Origin of the sequence: Nocardioides turkmenicus, assembly GCF_011045035.1 — a bacterium.
Lineage (GTDB): Bacteria > Actinomycetota > Actinomycetes > Propionibacteriales > Nocardioidaceae > Nocardioides > Nocardioides turkmenicus.
On sequence record NZ_JAALAA010000033.1, the window covers coordinates 25911 to 39078 of the forward strand.

The following is a 13168-nucleotide window of genomic DNA, read 5'->3' on the forward strand; positions in this document are numbered from 1 at the left end:
CACGCAATGTCTTTGCAGGCAGGACAGCAGCCGAACGAGGTTCGACGGGCGAGATCCCGCTATGTCGCCTCGACCCAGCAGCTCCTGGTGCTCGGGGTCGTCCTGGCCGCCCTGGTCCCGGCAAGCACCGTCGTCGACCTGAAGGTGGTCCGCCCCGGTGAGGAGATCCCGGTCTCCGGGGGCCAGGCAGCCGTGCCCTCCGTAGCGCAGGTGCCTGCGGATCCGGTCGCCGCCCACCTCGAGGAGATCTCGTTGACCGCGCCCCTGGCCAAGGGCCGCGAGTCCGGCCACGGGGTCGTCGGCCGCCTCACGGCGGAGGCCGAGAAGGCCACTCCTCGGGGCGATGCGGTGACCGTGACCAGCCTGCCGCAGCCGGTGGACGGCTTCGGGACGGTCGGGCTCACCTGGGCGCCCGGGGCAGGGGTTCCGGAGGAGGCGGTCAGGGCCGACGTACGCACGCTGGTGGACGGGGCGTGGAGCGACTGGCAGGCGCTGGACGTCCACCTCGACGACCATGCTCCCGACCCGGCTTCCGCGGAGGCCGATGGGTCCCGGCCGGGCACCATGGAGGCGATCGTCGGCGAGGTCGACCAGGTGCAGACCCGGCTGCGGCTGACCGGTGCGGACATGCCGGCCGACCTGAGGCTGGCGGTGATCACTCCCGGCGAGGCGGTCTCGACGCGCAGCGAGTCGCCCGAGATCGACACCGGGGCCGACGATGCTCCGGAGCCGGCCGACGGGGTGGAGAGTGCCGATGAGGGGGCCGCGACGCTGTCAGCGGCGGCGTACACGCCCAAGCCGAGCATCTACAGCCGCCGGCAGTGGGGTGCCGACGAGAGCGTACGTGAGCCGGGACCGCCCGACTACCACGAGGTCCGTGGCGGGTTCGTGCACCACACCGTCAACACCAACTCCTACACGCGGGACCAGGTGCCGGGGATCATCCGGAGCATCTACGTCTACCACGTGCAGAGCCGCGGCTGGCGCGACATCGGCTACAACTTCCTGCTCGACAAGTTCGGCCGGATCTGGGAGGGCCGCTACGGGGGCGTCGACCGCCCCGTCGTGGGCGCCCACACCTCGGGCTACAACAGCTATTCCTTCGGTGCCTCCGCGATCGGCAACTTCGACAACGTCGCGCCGCCGAGCGCGCTGGTGAACGCCTTCGGCACGCTGTTCGCGTGGAAGCTCTCGCTGCACGGCGTCCGCGGCAACAAGGGCAGCACCCGCATCGGCGACAAGACGTTCCGCTACGCGATCAACGGCCATCGCGACGCCGGCTCCACCGCGTGCCCGGGTCGCTACCTCTACGCCCAGATGAGCACGATCCGCTCACAGGCAGGCTCGAAGCAGGCCGGGTGGGCGGCGCGCGAGCTGCAGTCGCAGATCAGCGGTCGTGGCTACCCCGACCTGGTCGCCCGGCGGGCTGCCGACAAGCGGATCTTCGTGCTCCGCACCGACGGCAACGCCCGCTTCGGTACGCCGCGGGCGACCAACCTGATCGGCGGCACCTCGGCCACGCTGATGAACGCCGGTGACTGGGACCGTGACGGCGACGGCGACATCCTGATCCGCCACACCGACGGCACGATCCGGCTCAACCGGGGCAACGGCACCGAGACGTTCGCGACCGGCGTCATCATCGGACGCAACTTCCAGTCGGTCTCGGTCATCGACGTCGTCAGCGACATCACCGGCGACGGCTGGCCCGACCTCCTGGGCAAGCATCCCACCGGCGAGATCCGGGTGTGGCCCGGGCGAGGCACCAGCGCCCTGGGTGCTTCCTACATGATGCGCAGCGGGGTGAGCGGGTCGAGCCAGGTCATCGGCGCCGGTCGGTTCTACGCCGACGACGGCTCTCCCGAGGCGATCTTCAAGGTCTCGAGCAAGCTGCTGATCTTCCGCACGAACGGTCCCGGCGGCCTGACCACCCAATCCGACCCTGGCATCGACACCAGCGTCTTCGACTTCATCCTCGCGACCAAGGACCTGCGCGGTGCCTCCACCGGCGGCGACCTGCTGCTGCGCCGGAAGTCCGACGGGATGTGGTTCGCCTACGAGCACAACCAGAGCGGTGGCTGGGACCGTAAGGTCCAGATGGGCGTCGTGCGGGGATACGACCAGTTCGGATAACACCGAAGTCCGGCGTCACGAATTTTCGTTATCGCGGTAATTCCGACGATCTCATGGACAGCGTCCGTGAAATGTGCCTAACGTGTTGTGCAGCGAGTTTGCGACAGGGGAGGACGCAGCGCGCTTCTCTGCCGGTCAACGGCTCGCATTTCTAGGGTTTCTCGGGCACTAGGAAAGGAGTTGCTCATGCCTGATCCCGGCATCATCGACGCGATCATCCAAGCGGTGATCGACCTTCTGAACAGCCTGTGACCCACCCATGACGCCCTCGCGGCGCGGGGTCGGCGCCTTTCGATCGGCTACGGACCCAGGACGACTCACCCCTTCCTCGGGGCCGTAGGGCGCCGCACCACCGCGCATGCTGGGCGCCCCTGTCGGCGCCGGTCTTGGATCACGAATTCAGGGCCGGCGCCGATTCATTGTCGCCGCTGAAATCAGTGAATTCCCGTCAGCGATATCCGTCGTGCGACCGTGTTATCGAGCAGATATCCTCGGGTTATCGAAACCTCGTCACGAGTGGTCCGGAAACTGCATGGCGCGCTCGCTGGAGGCTACGGCTGCCAGCCGGTCGTCGGTCGCGTTGGTGACCAGCACCAGCGAGCCACCCCCGACCAGCAGGGAGGCCAGGAGCTCGGCGCCGGCCGGTGAGGCCGACGGAACGGTGGAGAGCAGCCGCCCGCTGTTCCCGTCACCTCCGAACAGGTCCGCGTGGCTCGCCTCGACACCGGCCCACGAGGTGGCCGCGTCGTCTGCGGCAGGCGGGTCCAACGGGGTGAAGGCATCCGGCTGACCCCAGACCTCGATGCCGACGTCGTGGACGCCCTGGGGGAGCGGATCGGCGAAACGTACGCCGAACGGCAAGAGCGAGCAGGCCAGCGTCGGACGTTTCCCGGCGCCGTCGGCCCAGCCGGCCAGGGTCTCGGGGCCGCAGACGACGGCGTCAGGGCCAGAGGAATCAGAACCGTCGGAGTCGGTCACCACGAGCCCGGTGTTCCAGGCCGCGCCGAGGAACACCGTCGCCAGCCAGTGGGTGGGCAGGTCGATGCGGATGCTGTCGCCGTGCTCGAGGCCGTGCTCGTCGACGAGCAGGCCGGAGGCCTTGGCCACCCAGTTGGCGTACGTCGTGGTGGACAGCTCCTGGCGTTCGCCGCTCGTCTCGTCGTAGAACGTCACGAACGGGCCGCCGGGGTCGGTCCGCAGGGCTCGGGCGAGGGTCTCGGGGAAGCTGCTCACGTCGAAACTCTAAGGTGTGCGCCATGACGTTCTGGGCAGTGATCCCCGCCGGTGGTGCAGGCACCCGGCTGTGGCCGCTCTCGCGGTCCTCGGAGCCGAAGTTCCTGCGGGACCTGACTGGCCACGGACGTACGCTCCTGCAGGAGACCTACGACCGGCTCGAGCCCGTCTCCGACGGCATCATGGTGGTGACCGGCGCGGTGCATGAGCGGGCGGTGTGCGAGCAGCTGCCGGAGGTGCCGCACGACGCCATCCTGTCCGAGCCGAGCGGCCGCGACTCGATGGCCGCGATCGGCCTGGCCGCGGCCTTCCTGGAGCGCCGCGACCCGGACGCGGTGATGGGCTCCTTCGCCGCCGACCACGTGATCCGCAACGTCGACAACTTCCACGAGACCGTACGCAGCGCCGCGGCCGTCGCCGCGGACGGCTGGCTGGTGACGATCGGGATCTCGCCGACCTTCGCCTCGACCGCGTTCGGCTACATCGCCGAGGGCGCGCCACTGGACGGCCACCGGGGCGCCTACCTGGTCGACGAGTTCGTCGAGAAGCCGTCGGCCGAGGTGGCCGCCGGCTACCTCGCGACCGGCCGCTACCGGTGGAACGCCGGGATGTTCGTGGTCCGTCCCACCGTCCTCCTCGACCTGCTCGCGGAGTCGGACCCCGGCTTCACCGACCGGCTGCGGGCCATCGCCGCGGAGCCGTCGCGACTCGAGGCGCTGTGGGAGACACTGCCGACGATCGCGGTCGACCACGCGGTCGCCGAGCCGGCCGCCGCTGCCGGCAAGGTCGCCACGGTGCCCGCCGACCTCGGCTGGGACGACATCGGCGACTTCGACTCGCTCGCGACGCTGCTCCAGGCCGCCGCCACCGCCTCGCCCGAGGGCCCGACGATCCTCGGCGACGACAGCCTGGTCCACGCCCTCGACTCCACCGGCCTGGTCGTGCCCCACTCCGGCCGCACCATCGCCCTCATCGGCCTCGAGGACATCGTCGTCGTCGACACCGACGACGCCGTCCTGGTCACCACCCGAGCCCACGCCCAGCAGGTCAAGAAGATCGTCGCCGCCCTCAAGGACTCCGACCGCACCGACCTCACCTGACCAGCGACACCGTCGGTCGAGCCGCGAGCGCCAGCGAGCGTGTCGAGACCAGCACAGTTCCCTCGGCGCTCGATAGGACTGTGTTGGTCTCGACACGCCTTCGCCTAGCGGCTCCGGCGGCTCGACCGGCGGAGATGAGAGACGGCCGCCTCCCCGAAGGGAGACGGCCGTTTCGTACGTCCGGAGGGACCGATCACATGGCCTGGGCCTCAGGGCTGGACGTGTAGGGGTACTTCTGCATGAATTCCTTGATCGCCTCGCCGGAGACACCCTCGCAGTACTGGAAGACGCCCTTCTGGGTGGACGCCTCGGTCGGGTTGGCCGGGTCGGCGGACCAGTGCGTCAGCGCGATGTGGGTGCCCGCGGGGAACTCGGTCTTCTTGTCGCCGGCGACAGCGGTCTCCTTGGCGTCGGCAGCGGTCCACGGGGCCGCGATGAACTTGTAGCGGAAGTTGGAGGTGCCGGCGAACTTGTCACCGATCGCCCGGAGCGTGTTCAGCTCGTCCTCGGAGACGGTCTCGTCGTACCACACGATGGTGTAGCCGTGCTCGAGGTTGTGCACCAGCGCCTCGAGGTCGGGGCGGTCACCGGGGGTGTAGAACTTGCGCGACATGTCGGCCGGCGCGACGTTGGCCTCGTTCCAGTGGGGGCCGAACGCCGGGGGAGCAGTGGTGTAGGTCTGCTCGGTGCCGGTGGCGATGTGGTTCTGGTTGCCGTCTGCCGCCATCTCGGTGATCTTCTGGCAGCCGGCGGCCTTCGCGCTCTTCCCGATGTCCTGCAGCGCGACGTCGTCGTACTTGCTGGTCTTGAAGAAATCCGTGATCGGACCCCACGCTGCGGCACCCACGATCACGAGGGCGATGACGACGCAGACACCGACGATCGCCGCGCCACGGACGCGCTCGGCGCGACCCTGCTTCTTGCGGATCTCGTTGATGACCGCGCGGCGGTCTTTGTTGAGCGACTTGTTGGCCACTGTCGGCTTACCTCAGGTCTCTGGTCGGGACGCGCAGATTCTAGGTGGTCAGTGGTAGCAGAAGTGAAGTTGCCCCGTGATTGATGTCATCCCGTACGCACCGCCAGCCGTGGGCGAACGCCAGCACGTCGATCACCACAGGGTCGGCACCGTCCACCCGGAGCGCGTCCCCGTGGGCGATCGGGGCGGTTCCGGTCACCTCCGCGACGGCCGCGGAGAGCTCCTCGACGCTGGCCGGGGCGCCGAACGGGGCCTGGTCCTCGGCGGCGCCCTTGAGGGCGCGTACGACGGCCTCCCGTGCCCCGAAGCCGAAGAAGTCCGACCCCTCGGGGCGGATGAGCGCGCTCGCTCCCGGCCCGTCGTCGCCCGGCTCGCGGACCAGGTCGGCGCGCCCGCGCAGGACCGCGAACGGCCGCGCGCCCAGCTTGCCCTGGGAGATCTCGGCCGCCGAGGCGATCTCGTCGACGACGGCAGGGGCGGTGACGACGAGGTCGTTGCCGTAGGCGTCGACCTGTCCGGCGAAGCTCTCCAGCACCTCGAGCCCGGCGGCGCCGATCGCGATGTCGGTCTGGCCGTCGCGCCAGGCCCGTCCGGCGGTGTCGGTGATGATCACGCCCACGTTGGCGCCGGTGCGGTCGCGGAGCGTGGCGCGCAGGGCGCGAGCGGAGGCGTCGGGGTCGAGCGGCAGCAGCACGATGTGGCCGGCCTCGACGTTGGAGGCGTCGATCCCGGCCGCCGCCATGGTCAGCCCGAGCCGGCTGCGCACGATCTGGGTCGGCCCGCGCCGGGCCACCACCCGGGTCGTCTCGCCGGGGAGCGCGTCGTCGCGGTTGCCCTCCCGCACCTGGCCCTCCGCCTTGGAGACCACCTTCGAGGTGACCACGACGATGTCGCCGTCGGCCAGCGGGGATTCGAGGGCGGCGAGGAGCAGGCCGGCGAGGTCGTCGCCCTTCCGCACCTCGGGTACGCCGTCGGGTGCGGTGACCGTGATGCCGGTCATCGGGTGACCAGCTCGACCGCGGCCGCGGCGATGTCGGCGGTCGCGTCCTCGGAGGACATCCACAGCGGGACGGCGGCCGCCTTCAGCCCGGAGTCGGTGAGCGAGGGGACGGCGTCGGCGTCGGCGGTGTCGACCAACCAGCCGTCGAGGACCCCGCCCGAGCCTCGCGTCCCATAATGCAGACCGACTCCGGCAGCGGTCGCGTCGACGCCGATCGCGGCCAGCATCTGCTCCGCCATGCCGCGTACGTGATGACCACTGATGATCGGCGAGATCCCGACCACGGGGGCGGAGGTCGCGACCAGGCCCTCCCGGATTCCGGGCACGCCGAGGATGGTCCCGACCGAGACGACCGGGTTCGAGGGAGGCACGATCACCAGGTCGGACTGCAGCAGCGCGTCCATCACACCGGGGCCCGGCTTCGACTCGTCCTGGCCCACGAAGACGAGCTTCTCGACCGGAACGCCGGCCCGTAGGCGAACCCAGTATTCCTGGAAGTGGACGACTGAGAGTCCACTGGGTGAATTCTCGTCCTTCACCGCCACGTGGGTCTCGACACGGTCGTCGGTCATCGGCAGCAGCTGCACCCGGTCGCCCCATACCGGTTTCAGCCAGCGATCGCACAACGCGGCGGTGACCTGCGACAACGAGAAGCCGGCCTCGAGCATCTGGGTGCGCACCAGATGCGTGGCGATGTCGCGGTCGCCGAGCCCGAACCAGGTGCCGGGCACGCCGTAGGCCTCGAGCTCCTCCTTGATCGACCACGTCTCGGCCTTGCGGCCCCAGCCGCGCTCATGGTCGAATCCGTTGCCGAGGGTGTACATCACCGTGTCGAGGTCGGGGCAGACCTTGACGCCGTGCATCCACAGATCGTCGGCGGTGTTGGCGATCACGGTGACCCGGGCATCTTCCCCAATGCCCGGGAGGCGGCCGGCGGAGATGCCGTGGAGGAGCCCGGAGATGAACTTCGAGCCACCATGGCCGCCGGAGAGAACGGTGATGTCACGCATGGTCCTAGCCTCTCAGACGAGGGCCAGCACCCCTGCTCCAGCCGGTGCCGAAAGGCCGTGTTAAGGCGCCCCTAGCAGATTTGAGGGTTGACTTGTGGCACCGACAGGCATGTAATTTCATCAGTGTGATTCGAAACTGAACCGGGGACCGTCAGCGCTGGAGACGGCGCTAGGAATCTCGGGAAATTTCGTACTGGGGACTGCATCAAAACATCGATCTCGGTCGTAACAGAGGCAGTTCCCGCAAAAAACGGGGGGATCGGTTACCTGCCGATGGCATGGAGGTGACTGGCCCAAGATGGGGTCACGGTCCCGAAACAAGCTGAATAGGGTCGAAAGGTCGGAAAGACGATGAGAGAGCTGTTTCTCCTCGAGCCGGACACCGACGAAGGGGGCTGGCAGGAGCGCGCCCTGTGCGCGCAGACGGATCCGGAGGCGTTCTTCCCTGAGAAGGGTGGATCGACTCGGGAGGCCAAGAAGGTCTGCCAGACCTGCGAGGTGCGCCAGGACTGCCTTGAGTCTGCTCTGGGCAACGACGAGCGCTTCGGAATCTGGGGTGGACTCTCCGAGCGGGAGCGCCGCAAGCTGAAGAAGCGCGCAGTCTGAGGCAATAACCAAGCACGAGCCAGCAAGGCCCGGACCGTCACAGGTCCGGGCCTGCTGTCTTGTTCAGCCGATTGCTTCGCAATCCACGTCGCGGAGCCCCGAAGAGGCCACTCATGCCCAGGGGGATATCGCCGATCGCCCGACAGGTCCATTCGGTCTATCACCAGATGGGCACTAGGGTTGCCGATCGTGCAAGCGTCGGTCGCCCTCGTCCTCGTCTCTCATAACGGCGCCGGCTGGCTTCCGACCGTCATCGACGGGATCAGGAACCAGCAGGCTCCGGTGAGCTTTGCCGTCACGATCGACACCGGCTCGACCGACCGGTCGGTGGAGATCCTGGAGGAGACCTTCGCCCAGGTCGTCCAGATGCCCGCATCGACCACCTTCGCCGACGCGGCGAACGAAGCGCTGGCGATCCTCCACCAGGCGGCGCAGCCGCCGGAGTGGATCTGGTTCCTCCACGACGACTCGACCCCCGACCCGCACGCGCTGGCCACGCTGCTCAACGCCGCCGAGGAATACCCGGAGGCCGACATCCTCGGCCCCAAGATCCGCGAGTGGCCCTCGCTGCGCCGGATGCTCGAGCTCGGTGTCTCGATCTCGGTCACCGGCAACCGCGAGACCGGCCTGGAGCGCGGCGAGTACGACCAGGGCCAGCACGACGAGGTACGCCGCGTCCTGGCCGTCAACACCGCCGGCATGCTGATCCGCCGCGAGGTCCTCGAATACCTCGGCGGCTTCGACAAGCACCTCCCGGTCCTCGGCACCGACATGGACCTCGGCTGGCGGGCCGCCAACGCCGGCTTCACGACCATCGCCGTCCCGGACGCGGTCGTCTTCCACGTGGAGGCGGCCCACCGTGGCGTACGCAAGACGCAGCTGACGGGGCGCCGGATCCACTACCAGGAGCGCCGGGCGGCGCTCTACACCCTGCTGGTCAACGGCCGGCCGGGGACGTTGGCGCTGTGGATGGTCAGGTTCTTCTTCCAGACCCTGTGGCGGATGCTCGGCTTCGTCCTCGTACGCGACCCCGGGGCGGCTCTCGACGACCTGGCCGCGCTGGGCTGGATCTACGGCCACACCGGTCAGATCATGGTCGCCAAGCGGCGCCGCCGGAAGCAGGCGCACGCCGACAAGGAGACCGTCAAGGCGCTGCTGCCGCCGCCCTGGCTGCCCTACCGCCACGGTCTCGACTTCGTCTCCGACGTCGCCACCGCGGTCACCCTGCAGGCCTCCGACATCGCCGAACGCCGTCAGATGGCGCAGGCGGAGGCCGACCCGGCGTCCTTTGCGGCCAAGCGGCAGGCCGAGCGAGCCCAGCTCGAGGAGGACGAGATCCCGGCCGAGACCGGCTGGCTGGTGCGCCTGTTCACCAACCCGGTCGCGGTGCTCCTGGTCGTCGTCGGCATCCTCGGCGTCGTCGGCGCCCGCGCGGCGCTCGGCGGCGTGGCCGGCAGCGGTCTCGGCCCCACGCCCCAGAACGTCGGTGACTGGTGGCAGCTGCAGTTCCAGTCCTGGCACGCGATCTCCCAGGGCACCGGCGTGCCGGCGCCGCCGCACATCTTCCCGCTGGCGGTCCTCGCGACGTTCCTCGGCGGCAACCCGAGCCTGGCGGTCACCGCGGTGATGCTGCTCAGCTTCCCGGTCGCGCTCGGCGGCGCGTGGCGGCTGCTGCGGGTCGCCGGCCGGCTGATCAGCCACCTCGGTGCCCCGCGCTGGCTGCTGCTGTGGGGCGCGACGGCGTACGCCCTGGTTCCCTACGTGAGCGGTGCCTTCGGCGACGGCCGGATCGGTGCGGTCGTCGTCGGCGCACTGCTGCCGTGGCTGGCCCACGCCGCGCTCGGGTTCAGCGACCCGGTCGCCGACCGTCGCTGGCGGGCCGGCTGGCGCACCGGTCTGCTGCTCACCGTCATCACCGCCTTCGCGCCGATGGCCTTCCTCGTCGCGGCCGTCTTCGCGGCCGTCATCTTCATCGCCGTACGCCGACTGATGCCCGCCGCGCTGCGCGACCGCGACCAGTGGGGTCCGCCCGCTGCGGCGATCGCGACGCCGGTCGGTCTGCTGATCCCGTGGTGGCTCCCGCTGATCTTCTCCGGCGGCTGGGCCGGGCTGCTGCTCGACCCGGGCCGACTGCCGGCCCCGGCCGCGGGCGGCTTCGACCTGCTGGTGGGCCGCCTGACCGGGCTCGACGGCACCGACCTCGGCGCTCCGTGGTGGCTGGGCCTGGCGCTGCCGCTGCTGGCCGTGCTCGCGCTGATCCCCAGCCGCACCCGCATCCCGGTCCTGGTCTGCTGGATCGGCGCGGTCGCGACGGCCGTCGTCACCATGCTGCTGTCCTGGATCCCGATCCATCTCGACGCCGGCATCGCGCGCGTCGGCTGGGGCTTCCCGCTGGTCGCCATCCAGGGCCTCGCGGTGGTCGCGGCGGTGCTGGGTGCCCAGGGAGCCATCCTCGACGGGCTGAGCGGGCTGCGGAAGATCATGGTCGGCGCGGCCTCCGCGGTGGCGGCGGTCGGTGTCGTCGGCAGCCTCGGCTGGTTCGTCTACGCCGGCTCCGGCGACCTCACCGACAACACCCGCGCCCTCGGACACACCGGTGTGCCGTCCTACATGCTCGACCCGACCTCGACCACGCTCGGCCCGGAGGACGGCGTCCTCGTGCTGCGCGGCTCGGTCGACGAGGGCATCCGCTACGCCGTCCTGCGCGACGACGGGATCACCCTCGGCGAGGACGAGATCGCGCAGGTCGCCGGTGGCTCCGACGAGCTCACCGGAGTCGTACGCCGCCTGGCCGCCGACCCCGACGACGCGGTGATCAGCGACCTGGCCGCCCAGGGCGTCGCCTACATCGTGATGCCCGGGCCCGCCGACTCCTCGGTCGCCGAGGGGATCGACGCCTCGGGCTCGGTCACCCAGGCGAGCACCGTGGAGCGCTCGACGCGTGCCTGGCTGCTCGACTCCGACCCGAGCGACCCCGGCGTGACCGAGTCGCAGTCCATCATCCGTACGATCCTGTTGGTCCTGGCCGGGATCGGGCTGTTCGTGGTCCTGGTCCTGTGCCTGCCGACGCTGATCCAGAGGAGGGAGTCGGCATGAGTCATCCTCGTGACCCCTACGACCGCTCGCACGAGCAGCAGGCCGACGACGTCTACGGCCAGGAGCCGTGGATGCTGGACCCCTACGCCGACCCCTACGTGGGGCAGATGGCGCCGGAGGGATACACCCCGGAGCAGCTCTACGGCCAGGAGCCGTACGTGCCCGGTCCGGAGACCGGACAGATGCTCGCTCAGACGGGCGACCCGCCGCCCTATGAGAGTGACTACCAGACCGGCGAGTTCACCGGTGAGTTCCAGCCCGAGCTCCAGGGCGAGTTCCAGCCGGAGTACGAGGCCTGGCCGACCGCAGACGAGATGCGGGTGGGCGAGCCGGAGCCCGAGGCCGAGCCGCAGCGAGGCAAGGGCGGCCGGATGGCGGCTGCCGCGGCGGCAGCAGCCGCGGCCCGACCCCGGCTGCGCCGCGTACGCAGGCAGCGTGGCCGCCGCCTCGACAACACCGCTCTGGTGGCGCTGGGCCTGATCGGCGCGATGGCCGTGGCCCTGTTGCTCAACCGGCCCCACCAGTGGGAGCAGCCGACCCTCGCCGCCGAGAGCAGCGCGCCGAAGGCAGCCACCGTGGTCTGCCCCGGCAAGCCGAAGGCCGGTGCCGACGAGGTCTCGGTCACCAACGCCGCCGACGGCTCCGGCGAGGTCACGCTCAGCGGCCCAGGCGCCGGCAAGGGCGCCCCGGCCACCGTCGGGTCCGGCAAGGTGACGACCACCGCTGCCAAGCCCGGCTCGGTCGTGATCAAGGCGGACAAGGAGGTCGCCCCGGGTCTGGTCGCCGGACGCTCGACGACCAAGCCGCTCGCGGCGACGGCCTGCCTGGCTCCGCAGGCGGAGGCGTGGTTCCCCGGCGTCGGTGCCGGCGCCACCCACAACTCGATCCTCGAGCTCACCAACCCCAACAGCGGTGCGGCCACGGTCGACATCTCGCTCTACGACGAGAAGGGCGTCGTGGCGGTCCCCGAGGACCTGCGCGGCGTCGCGATCCCGGGCAACACCACCCGCACCTTCGACCTGCTCCACGTGATCCCGCGCAAGGGCGAGCTGTCCCTGAAGACCACGGTCGTACGCGGCCAGGCCGGTGTGATGGTGCGTGACCGTGCCGTCGCGCTCGAGACAGGGGCTACGAAGGAGGATTACTTCCCGGGCCAGTCGACCCCGGCCGAGACCAACCTGCTGGTCGGCTACCCCAACAGCTCCGCGAGCCGCACGCTCACCGTCGTCAACCCCGGTGACGCCCAGGTCAGCGCCGAGCTGCGCCTGCTCACCCCCAAGAACGTGCTCACCCCGGAAGGCGCGCCCGAGATCAGCGTGCCGCCCAACGGCCAGGCGCAGGTCGACCTGACCAAGCTGCTCGACAAGGACAGCGCCGACGACGCGTACGGCATCGAGATCGTCGCCTCCGGCCCGGTCACCACCGCCATGCGTTCGGTCGACGGCGGAGACGTCGCGATCACCACCGCGACCGAGACCGTCTCGGAGGCGACCGCGGTAGTCGTTCCCGCAGGTGCCGGTGTCGGCAAGAAGCGGGTCGTGATCGCCGGCCCGGTCGCCAAGACCGGGAGCAGCGGCACGGTCCAGGTGGTCCCGGTGACCGCGAAGGGCAAGGCGCTGAAGGCGAAGTCCGTCGAGGTCGGCCCGGGCCAGGGCGCCGAGATCGAGGTGCCTGCCGAGGCCGCGCTGATCCAGCTCGTGCCCGAGGGTGTCGAGGTCAACGCAGCCGTGGTGATGAGCGGCGACGGCGACGCGGTCGTCCCGTTCCACCCGCTGCGCTCGGAGGTACGTACCGCCGGGGTTGCTCCTGGGTTGCCGCTGCCGTTGGAGCCCTGAGTTTCTTAGTGCGGCACGCCAGCGGGCCGGTGCGTTTTGTGATCGGCGGCAGGGGTCTGGCGCGGCGGTCTGGGTTGGGTGGGGGCTTGGGATCGGTGGCGAACGAATTTTCGTTCGCGCCGAGAGGACCAGTTGGAATGGCGGGGTGAACGAAAATTCCTTCGGCGGGGCGGGGCGAA

Annotated in this window: 9 protein-coding genes; 5 read left to right on the plus strand and 4 right to left on the minus strand. The window is 70.1% G+C overall.

Annotated features, from left to right (window positions below; genetic code table 11):
• The first annotated feature begins 6 nt into the window (after nucleotides 1-6).
• Entirely contained in the window at nucleotides 7-2133 is a 2127-nt protein-coding gene (locus tag G5C66_RS24685) for an N-acetylmuramoyl-L-alanine amidase (protein WP_165114240.1), read from the plus strand.
• Between the two features lie 510 nt (nucleotides 2134-2643).
• On the opposite strand, the gene G5C66_RS24690 is transcribed toward G5C66_RS24685, so the two are convergent.
• Nucleotides 2644-3366 (minus strand): TIGR03089 family protein, encoded by a 723-nt coding sequence (locus G5C66_RS24690; RefSeq protein ID WP_165114242.1) that lies wholly within the window; start codon nucleotides 3364-3366, stop codon nucleotides 2644-2646.
• 23 nt (nucleotides 3367-3389) lie between these two features.
• On the opposite strand from G5C66_RS24690, the gene G5C66_RS24695 reads away from it, so the two are divergent.
• Nucleotides 3390-4466, plus strand: coding sequence for a mannose-1-phosphate guanylyltransferase (locus G5C66_RS24695; protein WP_165114244.1), 1077 nt, complete (start codon nucleotides 3390-3392; stop codon nucleotides 4464-4466).
• Between the two features lie 193 nt (nucleotides 4467-4659).
• Here the strand turns inward: G5C66_RS24695 and G5C66_RS24700 are convergent, their stop codons facing one another.
• Genes G5C66_RS24700 through cofD form a run of 3 tightly spaced genes read right to left on the minus strand, consistent with a single transcriptional unit; the run spans nucleotide 4660 to nucleotide 7452 of the window.
• Nucleotides 4660-5442 carry a DUF3105 domain-containing protein gene (locus G5C66_RS24700; RefSeq protein WP_165114246.1) on the minus strand — a complete coding sequence of 261 codons (783 nt, stop codon included), beginning with the start codon at nucleotides 5440-5442 and terminating at the stop codon, nucleotides 4660-4662.
• A gap of 40 nt (nucleotides 5443-5482) precedes the next feature.
• Nucleotides 5483-6442: a coenzyme F420-0:L-glutamate ligase gene (locus tag G5C66_RS24705; protein WP_165114248.1), complete on the minus strand. Its 960-nt coding sequence runs from the start codon at nucleotides 6440-6442 to the stop codon at nucleotides 5483-5485.
• Entirely contained in the window at nucleotides 6439-7452 is a 1014-nt protein-coding gene (gene cofD, locus G5C66_RS24710) for a 2-phospho-L-lactate transferase (RefSeq protein ID WP_165114250.1), read from the minus strand. The genes G5C66_RS24705 and cofD overlap by 4 nt, the downstream gene beginning before the upstream one ends.
• A 351-nt stretch (nucleotides 7453-7803) precedes the next feature.
• On the opposite strand from cofD, the gene G5C66_RS24715 reads away from it, so the two are divergent.
• The 3 genes from G5C66_RS24715 (at nucleotide 7804) to G5C66_RS24725 (ending at nucleotide 12989) form a co-directional block, all read left to right on the plus strand.
• Nucleotides 7804-8058, plus strand: a complete 255-nt coding sequence (locus G5C66_RS24715) for a WhiB family transcriptional regulator (RefSeq protein WP_008361238.1) — start codon at nucleotides 7804-7806, stop codon at nucleotides 8056-8058.
• 189 nt (nucleotides 8059-8247) lie between these two features.
• Entirely contained in the window at nucleotides 8248-11154 is a 2907-nt protein-coding gene (locus G5C66_RS24720; protein WP_165114252.1) for a glycosyltransferase, read from the plus strand.
• Entirely contained in the window at nucleotides 11151-12989 is a 1839-nt protein-coding gene (locus G5C66_RS24725; protein WP_165114254.1) for a DUF5719 family protein, read from the plus strand. The genes G5C66_RS24720 and G5C66_RS24725 overlap by 4 nt, the downstream gene beginning before the upstream one ends.
• Nucleotides 12990-13168: the final 179 nt, after the last annotated feature.

What these genes read in the sequence shown, in the direction of transcription:
- G5C66_RS24685 (WP_165114240.1), top strand. Translation starts at nt 7, where the DNA reads ATGTCTTTGCAGGCAGGACAGCAGCCGAACGAGGTTCGACGGGCGAGA.
- G5C66_RS24695 (WP_165114244.1), top strand. Translation starts at nt 3,390, where the DNA reads ATGACGTTCTGGGCAGTGATCCCCGCCGGTGGTGCAGGCACCCGGCTG.
- G5C66_RS24705 (WP_165114248.1), bottom strand. Translation starts at nt 6,442, where the DNA reads ATGACCGGCATCACGGTCACCGCACCCGACGGCGTACCCGAGGTGCGG.
- cofD (WP_165114250.1), bottom strand. Translation starts at nt 7,452, where the DNA reads ATGCGTGACATCACCGTTCTCTCCGGCGGCCATGGTGGCTCGAAGTTC.
- G5C66_RS24715 (WP_008361238.1), top strand. Translation starts at nt 7,804, where the DNA reads ATGAGAGAGCTGTTTCTCCTCGAGCCGGACACCGACGAAGGGGGCTGG.
- G5C66_RS24725 (WP_165114254.1), top strand. Translation starts at nt 11,151, where the DNA reads ATGAGTCATCCTCGTGACCCCTACGACCGCTCGCACGAGCAGCAGGCC.